The organism is Barnesiella sp. An22, assembly GCF_002159975.1.
Classification (GTDB): Bacteria; Bacteroidota; Bacteroidia; order Bacteroidales; family Barnesiellaceae; genus Barnesiella; species Barnesiella merdigallinarum.
This window is the reverse complement of the sequence record NZ_NFJR01000001.1, coordinates 86940-105793: the sequence shown is the minus strand read 5'-3', so window position 1 is coordinate 105793 and position 18854 is coordinate 86940. Positions and strand designations below refer to the sequence as shown.

General features: G+C 53.3%; 13 protein-coding genes. 12 read left to right on the top strand and 1 reads right to left on the bottom strand.

All coding sequences use genetic code 11. From position 1 onward, the window contains the following. Positions 1 to 114: 114 nt before the first annotated feature. The 9 genes from lon (at position 115) to B5F38_RS00415 (ending at position 12246) form a co-directional block, all read left to right on the top strand. The gene (lon, locus tag B5F38_RS00455) at positions 115 to 2511 is read left to right on the top strand and encodes an endopeptidase La (RefSeq protein WP_241147777.1); all 2397 of its coding nucleotides are present in this window, start codon (positions 115 to 117) and stop codon (positions 2509 to 2511) included. A gap of 12 nt (positions 2512 to 2523) precedes the next feature. Continuing rightward, a complete protein-coding gene (locus tag B5F38_RS00450) occupies positions 2524 to 3588 on the top strand; it encodes a D-2-hydroxyacid dehydrogenase (protein WP_087407352.1) in 1065 nt (354 codons plus the stop codon). A gap of 261 nt (positions 3589 to 3849) precedes the next feature. After that, complete coding sequence (locus B5F38_RS00445) at positions 3850 to 4827, top strand: lipoate--protein ligase (RefSeq protein WP_087407351.1); 978 nt, start codon at positions 3850 to 3852, stop codon at positions 4825 to 4827. A gap of 28 nt (positions 4828 to 4855) precedes the next feature. Further along, entirely contained in the window at positions 4856 to 5950 is a 1095-nt protein-coding gene (gcvT, locus tag B5F38_RS00440; protein WP_087407350.1) for a glycine cleavage system aminomethyltransferase GcvT, read from the top strand. A 30-nt stretch (positions 5951 to 5980) separates the two neighbouring features. After that, positions 5981 to 6358 (top strand): glycine cleavage system protein GcvH, encoded by a 378-nt coding sequence (gene gcvH / locus B5F38_RS00435; protein ID WP_087407349.1) that lies wholly within the window; start codon positions 5981 to 5983, stop codon positions 6356 to 6358. Between the two features lie 21 nt (positions 6359 to 6379). Next, positions 6380 to 7708, top strand: a complete 1329-nt coding sequence (gene gcvPA, locus B5F38_RS00430) for an aminomethyl-transferring glycine dehydrogenase subunit GcvPA (RefSeq protein WP_087407348.1) — start codon at positions 6380 to 6382, stop codon at positions 7706 to 7708. 3 nt (positions 7709 to 7711) lie between these two features. Further along, on the top strand, positions 7712 to 9169 hold the full coding sequence (gene gcvPB / locus B5F38_RS00425) for an aminomethyl-transferring glycine dehydrogenase subunit GcvPB (protein ID WP_087407347.1): 1458 nt from the start codon (positions 7712 to 7714) through the stop codon (positions 9167 to 9169). A gap of 72 nt (positions 9170 to 9241) precedes the next feature. Next, a complete protein-coding gene (gene lpdA, locus B5F38_RS00420) occupies positions 9242 to 10591 on the top strand; it encodes a dihydrolipoyl dehydrogenase (RefSeq protein ID WP_087407346.1) in 1350 nt (449 codons plus the stop codon). A 671-nt stretch (positions 10592 to 11262) separates the two neighbouring features. Further along, entirely contained in the window at positions 11263 to 12246 is a 984-nt protein-coding gene (locus tag B5F38_RS00415; protein ID WP_143240873.1) for a hypothetical protein, read from the top strand. An 81-nt stretch (positions 12247 to 12327) separates the two neighbouring features. Here B5F38_RS00415 and B5F38_RS00410 read toward each other — a convergent pair whose 3' ends face one another. Then, entirely contained in the window at positions 12328 to 13578 is a 1251-nt protein-coding gene (locus tag B5F38_RS00410; protein ID WP_087407344.1) for a hypothetical protein, read from the bottom strand. Between the two features lie 614 nt (positions 13579 to 14192). On the opposite strand from B5F38_RS00410, the gene dnaG reads away from it, so the two are divergent. From dnaG to B5F38_RS00395, 3 genes are all read left to right on the top strand, one after another. After that, positions 14193 to 16439, top strand: a complete 2247-nt coding sequence (dnaG, locus tag B5F38_RS00405) for a DNA primase (RefSeq protein ID WP_087407343.1) — start codon at positions 14193 to 14195, stop codon at positions 16437 to 16439. Between the two features lie 117 nt (positions 16440 to 16556). Further along, entirely contained in the window at positions 16557 to 17486 is a 930-nt protein-coding gene (locus tag B5F38_RS00400; protein WP_087407342.1) for an ABC transporter ATP-binding protein, read from the top strand. Positions 17487 to 17502: 16 nt separating this feature from the next. Beyond that, entirely contained in the window at positions 17503 to 18852 is a 1350-nt protein-coding gene (locus B5F38_RS00395; protein WP_087407341.1) for an ABC transporter permease, read from the top strand. The last annotated feature ends 2 nt before the right edge of the window (positions 18853 to 18854 follow it).

Below are 18854 nucleotides of genomic sequence, written 5' to 3'. Positions count from 1 at the left end.
ACTATGCTTGCAACAGAAGTATGGCTACCTGCCAAAATGTCAATATGGAACCAAACACCTAAGAATAAGAACAAGTTTATGATCTGCGAAAACGACGAAAATACACCTTCGATTATGCCACTGTTTACCGAAATATCCGGACAAAACGATTCGGAATGCAAGACGTTAGACACCAAAGGATTGCCTATTCTCGCCTTGCGCAACATGGTATTGTTCCCGGGAGTAGCCATCCCGGTGAACGTAGGCCGCCCCAAGTCGCTGCAACTGGTCAAGGATGCTCAGAACAACCATACCCCCATCGGCGTGGTATGTCAGCGCAATGCAGCCGTTGAAGACCCGGGGCGCGACGACCTGTACGAGGTGGGTGTAATCGGCGAAATCATCAAGATACTGGAGATGCCCGACGACAGCACGACCGTGATTCTGCAGGGTAAGATGAAGCGCTTCAAAATCGACGAAGTGACCGAGACCTTCCCCTACATGCGTGCCAATGTGTCGCTACTCGACGAAATCATGCCCGAACCCGACGACAAGGAGTTTGAAGCGTTGGTATCGGCCATGAAAGACCTGACCTTCGACTTGCTGAAAAACATCGGCGAGCAGGCCAAAGAGTTGATTTTTGCCATTCGAAATATCGACAATGCCCACTACCTCATCAACTTCCTGGGAGCCAATATCCCGCTGACAGCTGCTCAAAAACAGGAACTGCTGGGTATCGACAACATGAAGGCCCGCCTCTTCAAGCTCTACGAGATGCTCACCCAAGAGGCGCAACTGCTGCAAATCAAGGCCGACATCCAGTCCAAAACCCGCGAGGACCTGAACCAGCAACAACGGGAACACTTCCTGCAACAGCAGATACGTACTATCCAGGAGGAGCTGGGCGGCAACATGCAGGACCAGGACATACAGGAGTTGCGCGAACGGGCCGAAAAGAAGAAATGGGATGCCAAGACGGCCGAGATTTTCGAGAAAGAGATGCGCAAGCTCGAGCGGCTGCACCCGCAATCGCCCGACTTCTCGGTGCAGTATACCTACCTCGACACGCTGCTCGAGTTGCCGTGGAACGAGTACACGCAAGACAACTTCAACCTGAACCACGTGCAGAAACAGCTCGACAAGGACCACTACGGTCTCGACAAGGTGAAAGAGCGCATCATCGAACATCTGGCCGTGCTGAAGCTGCGGGGCGACATGAAATCGCCCATCATCTGCCTCTACGGACCTCCGGGCGTGGGCAAGACCTCGCTGGGTAAATCCATAGCCGAGGCACTGAACCGCAAGTATATACGCATCTCGTTGGGCGGTCTGCACGACGAGGCCGAGATACGGGGTCACCGGCGCACCTACATCGGGGCCATGCCGGGCCGTATTATCCAGGGACTCATCAAGGCGAAGAGCTCCAACCCGGTATTCGTGCTCGACGAAATCGACAAGATAGGCAACGACTTTAAGGGCGACCCGGCTTCGGCTCTGCTCGAGGTACTCGACCCCGAACAGAACAACGCCTTCCACGACAACTACATCGACATCGACTACGACCTGTCGAAGATTCTGTTCATCGCTACGGCCAACAATCTCAACACCATATCGCAGCCCCTGCTCGACCGTATGGAGCTGATCGACATCAGCGGATACATACTCGAGGAGAAGGTCGAAATCGGCCGCCGGCACCTGGTACCCAAGCAACTCGAGAACCACGGGTTGAAAGAGGGCGACGTAGTCATCCCCAAAAAGGTGATGGCTGCCATCGTCGACCAGTACACCCGCGAGTCGGGCGTGCGCGAGCTCGACAAGAAAATAGCCCGCATCATGCGGAAAATCGCCCGCATGAAGGCCTCGGGCAAGGAGTACAACCACACCCTCTCGCTCGACGACCTGCACGAGTATCTGGGAGCTCAGGAGTACAACCGCGACAAATACGAAAACAACGACTACGCCGGTGTCGTAACCGGGCTGGCCTGGACGGCGGTAGGCGGCGAAATACTCTTCGTCGAATCGAGCCTAAGCAAATCGAAGGGCGAGAAACTCACCCTCACCGGCAACCTGGGCGACGTGATGAAGGAGTCGGCCGTCATTGCCCTGCAATACATCAAGTCGCACGCCTCGCTGCTGGATATCGACGAAGATGTATTCGACAAGTGGGCCGTGCACATCCACGTACCCGAAGGTGCCATTCCCAAAGACGGCCCCTCGGCCGGTATCACCATGGTCACCTCGCTGGCCTCGACCTTCACGCAACGCAAGGTGAAAGACCACTTGGCCATGACGGGCGAGATTACCCTGCGGGGCAAAGTGCTGCCCGTGGGCGGTATCAAGGAGAAGATTCTGGCGGCCAAACGAGCCGGCATACGCGACATTATCCTCTCGGAGGAGAACCGCAAAGACATCGAAGAAATCAAGGATACCTACCTGAAAGGGCTCACCTTCCACTACGTGAAGAATATCGAAGAGGTGTTGAAGATTGCCCTCACCGACGAAAAGGTAAAAAATGCCATAGAGATTAAATAAGAATAGTGCATTATGAAAGAGTGGAAAATAACCGAAGGATATAAAGTAAAAGAGGGAGAAGTCTCCTGGAACGAACTGAAACGTACAACCGAAAAGACCGCCGAAGAGCGTCGCCCGGCACACCGCATCGTGGCGCTCGACGGCTACGGACTGAACCCCGGCGACCTGTCGTGGGAGAAGATCGAAGCGCTGGGCGACTTCACCGTCTACGACCGCACCGCAGTCGACGAGATTGTGGAACGGGCCGCCGAAGCCGACATCGTACTCACCAACAAGACTCCGCTCAGTGCCGCTACGCTGGACAAGTTGCCCCGGCTGCGCTACATCGGGGTATTGGCTACGGGATACAACATCGTCGACATCGAAGCCGCCAAAGAGCGCGGCATCGTAGTCACCAACATACCGTCGTACAGCACCGACTCGGTGGCTCAAATGGTATTTGCCCACATCCTCAACATAGCCAGTGACGTGGCCACCCACTCGCAGAGCGTGAAAGCCGGCGACTGGGCACGCTGCAAAGACTTCTGCTATCTGAAGAGCCCGGTATTCGAGCTGGCCGGCAAGACCATCGGCATCGTCGGGTTCGGACACATTGGCAGTGCCGTGGCCCGCATCGCCCACGCATTCGGCATGAAGGTACTGGCCAAGACCTCCAAGAGCCGCGAAACCCTGCCCGACTACGTCACCCCCGTCGACTGGGAAACCCTGTTGGCCGAGAGCGACGTCATCACGCTGCACTGCCCTCTCACCGACTCGACCCGCAACCTCGTCAATGCCGACGCCATTGCCCGCATGAAACCGACGGCTATCGTCATCAACACGGGACGCGGCCCGCTGGTCAACGAGCACGACCTGGCCGAGGCGCTGAACTGCGGCCGCATCAAGGCCGCCGGAGTCGACGTTCTGTCGCAGGAGCCGCCGCGGCCCGACAACCCGCTCGTCGCTGCCCGCAACTGCTACATCACCCCGCACATTGCCTGGGCCACCCTCGAGGCCCGCGAGCGGTTGATGCAGATTGCTGCCGATAACATACGCCAATACATCGCCGGGAACATCGTCAACCAGGTAAACCGCTAATCGGTCCGAACAAGATAAAAGGCCCGCTACTCACCCCCATGTGAGCCGCGGGCTTTTTGCATACCTGCTTGTCCGTACACACGAGCCAACAGGACCAAACCGCCACACACTCACAAGACTACCGCTGTTCGACTCTTGTACAATTTGAAAGCATCCAAACCGGGGCAACAAGAAAATTCAAGAAAAATTCGAGACAATTTATCGTCCTTTACAAAAGAATATATAAATTTGTAAGGTACAAACGCTGTTGACCTGATACCTATGAGATATATCGCCCTGCCGGACCAAACAGTGCGCCGCCTGTCGTTCTACCTGGCTATGGAAGAATACATAGCCCGTACGCGAAGCGGCGAAGATTGCTTCTTCATGTGGCAGGTAAACCCTACCGTTATTTTTGGACGCAACCAGTTGATGGAGAATGAAATAAACATGGACTACGTTCGCTCGCACGGCATCCAGTACTATCGCCGCAAATCGGGCGGAGGCTGCGTCTATGCCGACTTCAGCAACATCATGTTCTCCTACATCACCGACGACTTCAACGTCAGTTTCACCTTCGACCGCTACCTGCAACTCATCGCCCGCACCCTGAACAAACTGGGCGTGCAGGCCTTGGCTTCGGGACGCAACGACATCACCGTCGACGGCAAGAAGGTGTCGGGAAACGCGTTCTACCGTGTGGGAGGCCGCAGCATCGTACACGGCACCATGCTCTTCGACACCAACCTCGAAGACCTGGTTCTCTCCATTACCCCCAGCAACGAGAAGCTCATCACCAAGGGGGTGGAGTCGGTGCGCAAACGGGTGACCAACCTCAAGGAGTATCTCGACATCGACATCGAGGAGTTCAAGCGCTTCATGCGCACGTCGCTCTGCGACAGCGAGGAGTGCCTTACCCCCGACGACATCACCCGCATCGGCGAAATCGAAAAGGAGTACCTGAAAGAGGAGTGGATTCTGGGTAACAACCCGCGCTATACGCTGGTGCGCCGCGGCTACGGCTCGGCCGGTGAGATAGAGGCCCGTATCGAAATCAAAAACGGCATCGTCAAGGCGCTGAACCTCATGGGCGACTACTTCCCGATAGGCGAAATCGACGAGTTCCTCGACCGCTTCCGCGAGGTGCCCTTCACCCGCGAAGCCTTCGACCGGGTACTCGACGATACCCCCATCGAGCGCTACATACACCGGCTCGACCGGGCGGTCTTTACCCATATTTTATTCAACGAGCAGAAATAGATTTTATCATAAAAAACACCTGTTGACTATGGAAGATATTTTAAAAACGTGCCTGCATCAGAAACACCTCGATCTGGGTGCCAAGATGATGCCTTTCGGCGGATTTGACATGCCTATTGAATACACCTCGATTATCGAGGAGCACAATGCCGTACGCCACGCCGCCGGCATATTCGATGTGTCGCACATGGGCGAGATACTCATTACCGGCCCCGACAGCGAGCGCTACATCAACTACATTTTCACCAACAACATACGGGGTGCCGAGCCCGGGAAAATCTTCTACGGCATGCTGCTCTACCCCGACGGCGGTACCGTCGACGACCTGCTGGTCTACAAGATGGGCGACGAGCGCTTCTTCCTCGTGGTAAACGCCTCGAACATTGCCAAGGATTACCAGTGGATTGTCGAGCACAGCGCCGGCTACAACCTGAATATCGAAAACCTGTCGGACTACTACGGCGAAGTGGCCGTGCAGGGTCCCAAGGCCGAAGCCTGCATCGAAGAGCTGCTGCACCTCGAGGTAAAGGATCTGCAGTTCTACACCTGCAAGGAGATTGAGTGCGACGGCGAAACCATCATCGTTTCGCGCACGGGCTATACCGGCGAAGACGGTTTCGAGATTTACGGCAGCCACGCCTTCATCAACAAGGTATGGGATGTGCTGGTAGGTTCGAAACAGGTACTGCCCTGCGGACTGGGTTGCCGCGACACGCTGCGCTTCGAGGTAGGACTGCCGCTCTACGGTCACGAACTCGAAAAAGACATTACCCCCATCGAGGCCGGCCTGGGCATGTTTGTCAAACTCGACAAGGACGATTTCATCGGCAAAGAGGCTATCGCCCGCCAGAAGGCCGAAGGTGCCAAACGCAAAATCGTGGGCATCGAACTGGCCGACAAGGCTATCCCCCGCAGCGGCTACGAAGTCTATGCCGACGGCAAGGTGATAGGCCACGTCACAACCGGCTACAACTCCATATCTACCGGCAAGAGCGTGTGCATGGCCCTTATCGACAGCGCCTACGCCGCCCTGGGTACCGAGGTAGAGATTCACATCCGCAAGAAATTCTTCAAGGGAACGGTCGTCAAGAAACGCTTCTACGAAAAGAACTATAAAAAATGATTTATTGACAAACCTAAAAATAACAAGATTATGAGTACAGTATTGGACGGACTTTATTATTCCGAATCACACGAGTGGTTAAAAGTTGAAGGCGAATTCGGCTACATCGGTATCACCGACTATGCCCAACACCAACTGGGTAGCGTAGTATACGTAGACCTGCCCGAGGTAGACGATGAGCTGAACCAGGGCGAAGAGTTCGGAGCCGTCGAGAGTGTGAAAGCTGCCAGCGACCTGCTGTCGCCCATCAGCGGAACCGTCGTTGAGATTAACGAAGCGCTGGAAGACAAGCCCGAACTGTTGAACGAAGATGCTTTCAACAACTGGATCTGCAAGGTAACGATAAGCGACCCCGAAGAGTTGAAGAACCTGATGGACGCCGAGGCCTACAAAGCTATTTGCGAATAATCGACGGAGGAGGATAAGTACATGTACAAATATTTCCCGCATACCGAATCGGATATTGCCGAAATGCTGGAGCGGATAGGCGTCGCGTCGCTCGACGATCTCTACGCCGAAATCCCCGAAAGCATTCGCTTCGACAAAGACTACAACCTGAAGAAGTCGATGTCGGAAGACGAGGTACGTAACTATTTCAAGGAGCTGGGCAACCTGAACCACCCGCTCACCGTCTTTGCCGGCGGCGGAGCCTATGACCACTACTCTCCCTCGGTCATCGGACAGCTCATCGCCCGCTCGGAGTACCTCACGGCCTACACCCCCTACCAGCCCGAGATTTCGCAGGGAACCCTGCAATACATCTTCGAGTTCCAAAGCATGATGTGCGAACTCACCGGCATGGAGTGCTGCAACGCCTCGATGTACGACGGCGCCACCGCTACGGCCGAGGCCATGCTCATGGCCATCGCCCATGCCAAGAAACGCAACAAGGTGATTATCTCGCGCACGGTGAGCGAACGGGTGATTGCCGTCGTAGAGACCTACGCCCGTTTCCACGGCGTGACGCTCGACTATATTCCCGAGAATGATGGCGTGACCGACAAGGCCGCCATGGAACAGATGCTCGAGGCCAACGACGTGGCCGGTGTCATCGTGAGCACCCCCAACCGCTACGGCATCATCGAGGACTTCACCGGCTTTGCCGAGAGCACGCACGCCCACAAGACTCTCTTTATCGTCAACGCCGACCCCTCGGCCATGGCCGTGTTGAAGACGCCCGGCGAATGGGGTGCCGATATTGCCTGCGGCGACGGTCAGTCGCTGGGCATGCCGTTGAACTTCGGCGGTCCCTACGTGGGTTATCTGGCCGCCTCGCGCGACCTGGTGCGCAAGTTGCCGGGCCGTATCGTAGGCGCTACGAAGGATGTCGACGGCAAACGGGCCTTTGTGCTCACCCTGCAGGCTCGCGAGCAGCACATCCGCCGGCAGAAGGCCAACAGCAACATCTGCTCCAACCAGTCGCTCATGGCGCTGTATGTCACCATCTACATGGCTCTCATGGGCAAACGCGGTTTGCAGGAGGTCAACGAGAAATCCTATGCCGGGGCACACTACCTGTGCGACAAACTGCTGGCTACGGGCAAATTCTCGCTCTGCTTCGACAAGCCCTTCCTGAAAGAGTTCGCCGTACGCACCACCCTGAACCGGGAGACGCTGATGAAACATCTCGAAGAGAAAGGCTTCCTGGCCGGTATCCCCGTCGAAGGAACCGACGACACGATACTCTTCTGCGTAACCGAAAAACGCACCCGCGAAGAGATTGACAATTTGGTTTCACTAATCGAACAGGAGGGATAAGCCATGAAGTATTACAACAAACTGATATTCGAAATTTCAAAACCGGGACGCGTAGGCTACTCCCTGCCCCAATCCGATTTCGGCAACTATTCGCTGGCCGACCTGCCCCAGACACTGCGGAGAGAGACTCCGGCCGAATTGCCCGAAGTGAGCGAACTCGACGTAGTGCGCCACTATACCAACGTATCGAACAAGAACTTCGGTGTCGAGACCGGCTTCTATCCGCTGGGCTCCTGCACCATGAAGTACAACCCCAAGATAAACGAAGAGATGGCTGCGATGCCGGCCTTCACCACGCTGCACCCGCGGCAGAGCGAAGAGTCGGTACAGGGTGCCCTGCGGCTCTACTACGAGTTGGCCCAGGCATTGGCCGAGATTTCGGGTCTGGCCGAATTCACGCTCAACCCCTTTGCCGGTGCTCACGGCGAGCTGACCGGTCTGATGCTCATGCGTCAGTACCACATCAAACGGGGCGACCTGAAACGTACCAAGGTCATCGTACCCGACAGTGCCCACGGCACCAACCCGGCCAGTGCGGCCGTGTGCGGCCTGGAGATTGTCGAGGTGCCCTCGACCCCCGAAGGAACCATCGACGTGGCCAAGCTCGAACCGCTGCTCGACGACACGATTGCCGGTATCATGATGACCAACCCCAACACGCTGGGTATCTTCGAGAAAGAGATTCCCCAGATTGCCAAGCTGGTACACGGATGCGGCGGTCTGCTCTACTACGACGGAGCCAACCTCAACCCGCTGCTGGGCCGTTGCCGTCCCGGCGACATGGGCTTCGACATCATGCACATCAACCTGCACAAGACCTTCTCTACCCCGCACGGCGGTGGTGGTCCCGGTAGCGGCCCCGTAGGTGTGGCTGCCGCTCTGGTCGACTATCTGCCCCGTCCCCGCGTGGTGAAACACGGCGACCGCTACGCCGTCGAAGGGGGTGCCGACAGCCTGGGCAGCGTATCGGGTTTCTTCGGCAACTTCGGGGTGATGATGCGGGCCTACGCCTATATCCTTTCGCTGGGCAAGGAGCAAATCAAACATGTGGGCGAACTGGCCACACTCAACGCCAACTACGTGAAAGAGTCGTTGAAAGATTGCTACTACCTCCCCATCGAGGGCATCTGCAAGCACGAGTTCGTATTCGACGGCCTGCTCGACAAGTCGACCGGCGTCACTACACTCGACGTGGCCAAACGGCTGCTCGACTATGGATACCATGCGCCTACCATCTACTTCCCGCTGCTGTTCCATCAGTCGATTATGATCGAGCCTACCGAGACGGAGTCGAAAGAGACGCTCGACGAATTTATCGAAGCCATGCGCACCGTGGCCCGCGAAGCCATCGACGACCCCGAAATGGTGAAGAGCGCTCCGCACGTGACACCCGTACGCCGACTCGACGAGACGACCGCAGCCAAGAACCCCATCTTGCGCTTCAAAGATTTGAATTATTAAAACCTCACCTTTACGGAGACCGGGAAGGCGCCCTGCGCTTTCCCCTCTCCGTTTTTTATTTCTTACATGCACATGAACAGCGATATTATCATCATCGGAGCCGGCCCCGGCGGATACGAGACGGCCCTGTATGCTGCCAAGAAGGGACTGAGCGTCACCCTGTTTGAAGAGCGCCGGGTCGGAGGCACCTGTCTGCAAGAGGGGTGTATCCCCACCAAATGCTTCTGCCGCAGCGCCGAGGTGGCCGACACCATTGCCCACTGCGAGGCGATGGGTATCGGGGCGACGGCTCCTACCGTAGATATGGCACGTGTCGTAGCCCGCAAAAACGAGGTGGTGGCCCAACTCACCGCCGGCATCGAGTTCCTGTTGAAAAACAAACTCATCACCTGCATACCCGAACGGGCCGAACTGCTCGACGCCCACACCGTGAAGAGCGCCTCGGGCGAGACCTATACGGCCCGGCACATACTCATAGCCACCGGCTCTACGGCCAAGATTCCGCCCATCGCGGGGAGTGACCTGCCCGGGGTAGTCACCTCGACCCAACTGCTCGACATCGACCACATACCCTCGCGGCTCTGCATCGTGGGGGCCGGTGTCATCGGGCTCGAGTTCGCCTCCATCTTCCGCAGCTTCGGCAGCGAAGTCACCATGCTCGAGTTTGCTAAAGAGATTCTGCCCAACTTCGACACCGACATCAGCAAACGGCTGAAACAGGTTCTCTCCAAGCGGGGCATCGAGTTCTTCAACCAGGCCGGTGTAAACGCCATCGAGTCGACCGGCTCGGGGCTGACCGTCCGCTACACCTGGAAAAACCAGGAGCACACGGTCGAGGCCGACACGGTATTGATTGCTACCGGCCGGGCCCCTCGCGTCGAAGGGCTGGGACTCGACACCGTGGGCATACACTACTCACCCAAAGGCATCGAGACCGACGACAACCTGCAGACCAACGTGCCCGACGTCTATGCCATAGGCGACGTGAACGGCCGCTGTCTGCTGGCCCATGCCGCCTCGTTCCAAGGCCGCAAGGTCATCGACCACCTGCTGGGCCAGGAGAGCGGCATCGACCTCAGTATCATTCCCTCGGCCGTATTTACCCACCCCGAAGCCGGCATGGTGGGACTCACCGAAGAGGAGTGCAAACAGCAGGGCATCGCCTTCACGGCCAAGAAATCGCTCTTCCGGGCCAACGGTAAGGCGGTGAGCATGGGCGAGCCCGACGGGCTGTGCAAACTCATTGCCGACGAAAACGGCCGCATCATCGGCGGCCATATCTTCGGGGCCCACGCTGCCGATCTGATACAGGAGATTTCGGCCCTGATGAACCGCGCTACCACCGTAGCCCAACTGAAAGAGATGGTACATGCACACCCCACCCTCTCGGAGGTGCTGCAAGAGTGTGCCCGGGAATTTTAGGGAATCCCCCTACTCCACAGGATAACGAAAGAGGCTGTATCTATCTTGGATGCAGCCTCTTTCCTTATAAACGTACATAATCGTTCCACCCGAGAAAAGCATGGGTCTAGATTGTTTCTTTCAATAATTTTTTGCTACTTTGTAACTGATATAATATGTAAAGCCTTAATCTGAAAAAGAACACACTTATGGAAGCGACAAATTGTGAAAACATCGGTATAAAAATACAGATAAGAGAGAATCTGACCGATCCGAGAATAACAAAATTTCTCGAAGAAAAAGATTGGAATTTCTCATTAAAAGACTTTCATACATTTCTGGATTCCTTGGAACGACCGTTCTACAATGAACGGGCTCGACAAATTGTAGAATTTTTTGTCAACTATCGCGACGGGCTTATATGTCCCGATCGGTACAACAGTTGTGACCCGATAAAATATCCCTTTGACAAGAACGATATATCAGACCCGATTGCCGAGCTAAGTTTTCCGGCAGGAGACTTGTATATGAAGAAACTGCGTAAATATCTTGTTCTTATATACAATAAGTCATATGCTATTATCGGAGATGGAGGAGTGGAAAAAGTCTTACGTCCCAAACGTGTCTTACCGGAATATATGGGTGTCATCACCTTTGTTTTTCACAAACAATGGAAGATTGACAGGAGTTTTGTGGAACAACTTCTGCGGGACTTTTGCGAATACCTGAAAGCCGACTACGGCATCATGTATGACGATAAAACGGGCGAAGTCCTGCTCGATCTCTTCGGCAATGCCGAGAAAAACATCTACGAAGAGAAATGGAAATCACAAAAAGAGACCGAAGAATACTTCAACAACCTCATGCAAAAGGCCTTGGCCAATCAGCAGAGCCAGGGACAGGAAATCGCCGACCCACAAAACCAGGAGCAGAAACCCGCGATACGGCAACAGGAACCCGGCAAACAGCCACCGATTTTATGCTTATGTATACAGGTCAAGCCCAACCTGACCGACCCGCGATTTGTAGAGTTCATGCAGAACTGGGACTTTGATAGGGCCAAATTAAATACCTTTTTACACGACCTGTGGGAGAAAAGTCATAACGAGTATGCCGAGAAGATAATCCGTTTCTTCTGCACTTATAAAGATGGATTTATTTGCCCCGACAAATATGGCTACTACGCCACCATGGGAAAAGAGTTTGATGCCGACCATATAGAGATACCCGTGGCCTGGTTGAGTTATCCCGGCGTGCGCCTGCACCTGTCGAAGAAGCGCATGTATCATGGCTCTATCATCAGCGATTACTGGTACACCATTACCAATGGCTGCGACATAAAAAATCCCAAGAAGGTAACTCCCCAATATGTAGGGATATTGACCAACGAACTGGTGAAGTCGAGAGCGCAGATTTTTGGCCAGTTTCCCGACCACATGGGCACCATATTGATTTGGACCATGAAGAGGAGCAAGCTGGATATGGAACGATGCAAAGAGCTGCTGGTCGATTTGTGTACCTATATGGATACCGACAGCGGGGCGATAATCGACGAAGAGACCGACCAAATCATCTTCAATGTCGAAGAGGTTCTGGAGAAAAAGCCAGTACCTCGCAAGAACTGGCTGTCGTGGCTTCTGAATCCCTTTAAGAAAAAAGACGACCTGAAGTCATAGACTCATAAGAACAGAAAGAAAAAACAAGAGGGGCTGCATCGGTTGCGATGCAGCCCCTTGTCTTATCAGTCTGTGATAAAATTATTTCATCACTTTGGCAACCGTGTTACCGGCTTTTACAATATAGGCACCGGCAGCGGGCAAGGCGATTTCGTTCTCACCTTCCACACCCTCGACACTCATAACCAGTACACCGGCCATGTTGTAGACGGCAATTGTAGCCGGTTTCTCAAGAACAACGTGCAGATTGTCGTGTACGAAAATCTTGTCGTTGCTAACTTGTACACCTTCTACACCGCTTTGGCCATCTACATCAATCAAATTTGAAATATTGGAAGCATCGGTAACTTGACCGGTGGCCATATTGACATTCAAGGCAAATACACCATAGAAGAAATTATCAGTTACCCCTTCGGACATTACATCTCTCTCCATCGTAAATACCTGAACCGATGTACCCGTGGTCGTGGCATAATCATGGAAAGCCATAAACTCAAGACCGGGAGCAAGAGTTTGTGATACAACGAATTCATTAACCTTTATATCACCTGTATTCTCCGAAGCCATCGTATATAAGAAAAGTCCCGATTCTTCAGTCAACGGAAGATCTGGAACCGAATAACTTCCTTTCAACCCGCCATCTTCCAAAGTCAGGTCACCCAAAGCATAAGCTTTGCTTTCACCATTTTCATCATAATAATACCCTATATAAACCTTATCACCGGTATTACCCTCTAGACTGAGACTGAAATGGATATTCCCGGTTTCACCACCAGCCGTCAAATCCAACGGGGGAGTATCCAACTCGCAACCCTCTGCAGCTGCGGCAGGGAGAATAACAGACTGATCGCCCAACTTACCATCGATCAATACCCACTGAGAACGGTAGGTACTACCATTAAGATAGTTGGTAATCGACTCATCACTTGCCTCTGCGAAATAGAAATCTTCATACAAAGCACAATATTCAACAGAATCGGCAGCCGTAGTAAATATTCTATATGTATCTACTTCGTAATAATTAGCTCCCGACACAGCATTCCAGTTAGCTACAAAATAAGAAGGTGTTACATTTGTAGCAGGGAGAGCTTCAGGTGCCGTCAAAGCAGCAACTTGTGCCGGTTTTTTGGCAATACGTTTTTGATTCTCCTTAATAAAATCAAATTTGGTTTCAGCAGTACCCGGTAAAGTTCTGCTCAACGAGGACTTTTCAATCTTCTCGAGGGCTACTTGTTTAACCGGAGTCAAGCGATTCATCGGTTCAAATGTTTGGGCAAAGCCAACATTTACACACAAGGCCGTAGCGGCCAACACAAAAGTAAATTTTTTCATACCACTTTTTTTAAGTTACTACTTTGGGGTCAAAAAATATGTACACAAATGTAATAATATTTTGATAAATAAAGTCATTTTTCTAATAAAAATCTATTAAAAATTTCATTTTGAAAATGATTACACCCCTGCAAATTTTAATCTCAAAGCAGATGATATTTCCACAACAATCTGTTTAACAGAAAAATACAAATAAAACAAACCTGCTTACAACTGAAACGAACAAACTAAATCGTACCGACCATGCAATCTACCGGCCCGAAAACAGATAGTTGCCACACTTGTATGAAAAGAGAAGGAAAGCCCCGGATGGAAGAATTTGCGAGGGGTTTAAAAAAGGAAAGGTTGTCTCACGACAACCAATCTTCATTAACCTTAAATCTAATACTATGAAAAACACATTGCAAATGTATGAATTTTTCGAGTCGACGGCAAGAAATTCAACTTGAAAATACGACTATACAACATTATTTATTATTTAAACACAACATTTTAGCAAAATAGAATCAAAAACAACCAACTCTAACCTATTTTTGCAGCATTGAAAAAAGTAAGAGCTCGACGAACCATTATCGTCAAGAAATCGCTATCTTCGTGCACCCAAACGAAAAGAGATGATAGACCAGGCAACCATCGATAAAATTATGGCCGCGACCGACATCGTCGATGTCGTATCCGACTTCGTCAGCTTGCGCCGGCGCGGAGCCAACTATTGGGGGTTATGCCCGTTTCACGACGACCGGTCGCCCTCGTTCAGCGTATCGCCGTCGAAGGGGGTTTGCAAATGTTTCAGTTGCGGCAAGGGGGGCAGCGCCATACACTTCATCATGGAGCACGAGCAGCTCTCCTACTACGAAGCGCTGAAATACCTGGCCAAGAAATACAACATCGAGGTTCACGAGAAGGAGCTGACCGACGAAGAGCGTCAGAAACGGAGCGAACGCGAAAACATGTTTGTCATCAACACCTTCGCTCAAGAGTTCTTCAGCAAGTCGCTGCTCGAGACCGACGAAGGCCGTTCGGTGGGTCTGGCCTATTTCAAGGAGCGGGGCTTCAACGAAGACATCATCCGCAAGTTCGGGCTGGGATATTCGCCCGAAAAGCGCGACGCCCTGGCCGTGGAGGCCCAGAAACGGGGCTATAAGATCGACTATCTGCTCAAGACGGGGCTCTGCCGCGAGACACAGGAAGGCCGCATCTACGACCTCTTTTCGGGCAGGGTCATGTTCCCGGTCTACAGCGTATCGGGCAAGGTGGTCGCCTTTGGCGGACGCATCTTGAAGTCGGGGGTGAAGATAAGCAAATACTTCAACTCCCCCGAATCGGATATTTACCACAAGAGCGACGAGCTCTACGGCATCTACCAGGCCAAGCGGGCCATCGAGAAAGAGCGGCGCTGCTATCTGGTCGAGGGGTATACCGACGTGCTGTCGATGCACCAGTCGGGTATCGAAAATGTCGTAGCTTCGTCGGGTACGGCACTTACCCACGGACAGATACGACTCATTCACCGCTTCACCGACAACATCACGGTGCTCTACGACGGCGATGCTCCGGGCATCAAAGCCTCGTTGCGAGGTATCGACCTGCTGCTGCAGGAGGGGCTCAACATCAAAGTAGTGTTGCTGCCCGACGGCGAAGACCCCGACTCTTTCTCCAAGAGTCAGAGTGCCGAGTCGTTCACCCGTTATATCAAGGGACACGAGACCGATTTCATTCGGTTCAAGACCCAACTGCTGCTCGAAGATGCTGGCGAAGACCCTATCAAACGGGCTGACATCATCTCGAATATCGTCGAGAGCATCTCTCTCATTCCCGATGCCATTGTCCGCTCGGTCTACGTGCAAGAGTGCAGCCGCCTGTTGCAAATCGACGAACAGGTACTGCTGTCGGAACTGAATAAACGCCGCCAGAAACGGGCCGAACAGCAGTTCTCGCGCGAGCGCTACAATCAGGAGAGGCAATCGGCCGCCACGACGAACGCCCCGAAATCGGGAAACACAACTACCGCCGCACCGGCCAACGGCAACGAAACTCCCCCACCCCCTTCGCTGGCCGATATGCCGGCACCGGCCGAAACACCCGAAGCCGTCCCCGTCACCGACCACACGCTGTCGCAACGGATGGTACAGCAATCGCCCCTCGAAAAATACGAGCGGGAGATTATCCGCTATATCGTGCGCTATGGCTACCGCAACCTGTTCGAATTGCCCGACGGGTCGTGGCAAAAGGTGTGGGAATACATCGTCGAAGAGCTCTCGATCGACAATATCGAACTGTGCAATCCGCTGTACAAGCATATCGTAGAACTGACAGCCGAACAGCGGGAATACGAAGCTCAACAAGTAGCCGCCTTGCGGACCGAACTGCAGGTGAAGGAACAAAAACTGGTCGACGAAGCCATCGAACAGATACGCCTCGAAAGCGGCGATATTGCCGACAAACAACGGAAAGAGGCCGAAGCTCAAACACGTATCGCCCGCGAGATGGAAGAAGAGTTGCAAACCTTCGAAACCAATTTTCTCGAACGCTATTTCACGACCCATCCCGACTCCTCGATCAGCATGCTTGCCGTCGACCTGGTGAGCGAGAAATACCAGCTCAGCAAAGTACACACCAAATTCCAGAAGGTAGAACTGGAGGCCGATCGTCTGTGGGAGCTTATTCCACGGGCCATCTACGAGCTGAAAAACGCCATTCTCGAGCAGTCGATCAAGCAGATACAGGAGCAAATCAAAGAGGCCTCGCGCAACAAGGACGAGCAACGGATAATCGAGCTCATCGAGCAGAACGTCGAGCTCAACCGGGTGAGAACAGCGTTGGCCAAGCAGATAGGCGACCGTATCGTATCGCCGAGATAAAAAAGATATTCAATATTTATTTATCGAAAAACAATAAAATTTTATCATTTTACTTGTTTAATTCAAAAAATATACGTTCCTTTGTCTCATCAATCATATACCTATTGTCAAAACACTATGTACTATCTCGAAGCCAATCACATTGTCAAACAATATGCTTCACACCGAGCACTCGACGATGTCACCGTGCGCGTACCCCGCAACGGCATCTATGGCCTGCTGGGGCCCAACGGAGCCGGTAAAACGACCCTGATTCGTATCATCAACCAGATTACCGCCCCCGACGAAGGCGAAGTTCTCATCGACGGCCGCCCGCTACACCCCTCGGATGTCGAGCACATAGGCTATCTGCCCGAAGAGCGAGGCCTCTATAAAAAGATGAAGGTGGGCGAACAGATTCTCTACCTGGCCCAATTGAAAGGCATGTCGCGACAAGCTGCCAAAGAGAGCATGAACTATTGGCTGGGCAAATTCGACATCCGCGGTTGGGAAAAGAAGAAAATAGAAGAGCTCTCCAAAGGCATGCAACAAAAGATACAGTTCATCACCACGGTGATGCACAACCCGCAACTGCTCATCTTCGACGAGCCCTTCAGCGGATTCGACCCCGTGAATGCCAATCTGCTCAAACGCGAGATTCTCGAAATGCGCGACAAGGGTGCCACCATCATCTTCTCGACTCACAACATGGGTTCGGTCGAGGAGTTGTGCGACGAGATTACCCTCATCAACCGCTCGCACGCCGTGCTGCAAGGCAAGGTCAACGACATCCGCGAACAGCACAAGAAGCATCTCTTTCAGGTCGAAGTACAACAGGGCGAGTTGCAAAGCAACGACCTCTACGAAATTACCGAGGCACGGACCATCGCCCGCGGCCACGCCTATACCCTGCGCAAGCGCGACCCGCACATGAGCAACAACGAGCTCATCGGGCTGCTCACGCAACAATGCCAGATAGCCGGATTTGAAGAGATACTGCCCACGATGAACGAAATCTTTATCGATACCGTTGGCGAGTCGGCTCTGGAAGAAAAACAAAACGCTTAGCTAAACACACTGCATCATGAGTAAAATATCGCTTATCATAGAACGCGAGTACCTCACCCGAGTTCAAAAGAAATCGTTCATCCTGATGACGATTCTCTCCCCCATCATCATGGTGGCCCTCGTCTTTGCACCCATCTGGCTCTCCAAGCTCTCGAGCGACGAGACCCGCCTCATCGCTATCATCGACCAGACCGGCCTGTACAAGGATATTTATCACGATACCGACGAGTATCACTACACGTATACCCAAGGGACCTTATCGCCCGACCAGATGCGGGTCGACGGCGACGAAAGCGCCATGCCCTATGCCTATGTCATCATCAAGGACAACCTGCTCGACAATCCTCAGGGCATGACCATCTATTCGCAGAAACAGATTACCTCCAGTTGCGAGCTGAACATCATCTCGCAGATGGAAGATTACCTCAAGGACGAGAAACTGCTCTCGTACAATATCCCCGACATCAAGCGCATCATCGACGAGTCGGACATCAATCTCCAGGTCGACACCATCCGGCTCGAAGAGGATGGGGCCGAGACCCAGACCTCGACCGAGTTCGTGACGATTATCGGCATGGCCATGACCCTTATCATCTACATGTTCCTCATGCTCTATGGCGGACAGGTGATGTCGAGCGTCATGCAGGAGAAGACCAACCGCATCGTCGAGGTGATGGTATCGTCGGTCAAACCGTTTGAACTGATGATTGGCAAAATCGTCAGCATCGGGCTGGTAGGGCTCACCCAGTTGGGCATCTGGATTATCTTCCTGGTGGGCATATTCCTCTCGGCCGGTGCCTACTTCTCGTTCAACGGAGGTGTTGATCCCGCCCAAATGAGCGACATGGCCGCCATGACCACTACGATGAACGGTGTCGACGCCACTCAACTGGCCGGCGACATGGGCGCCATGGCCGAAGTACAGCAAATGCTGGGGAGCATCAACATCACCCAGTTGCTCGTCAGCTTCGTGTTCTTCTTCATCGGCGGGTATATCCTCTATGCCTCGCTCTTCGCCGCCATCGGGTCGGCCGTCGACAACGAGTCGGACACTCAACAATTCATGGTACCCATCACCTTCATCATCATCTTTGCCCTCTATGCCGGCATCTTCAGTGCCGAGAATCCCGACGGACCGCTGGCCATGTGGTGCTCGATGATACCCTTTACCTCGCCCATCGTCATGATGGTGCGTATCCCCTTCGGGGTATCGACCTGGGAGCTGGCCCTCTCGATGGTTATCCTCTACGGCTCGGCTATCGGGCTGGCCTGGGTAGCCGGCCGCATCTACCGTGTGGGCATACTCATGTACGGCAAGAAACCCAGCTATAAAGAGATGATTAAATGGATACGTTATAAAGCCTGAGC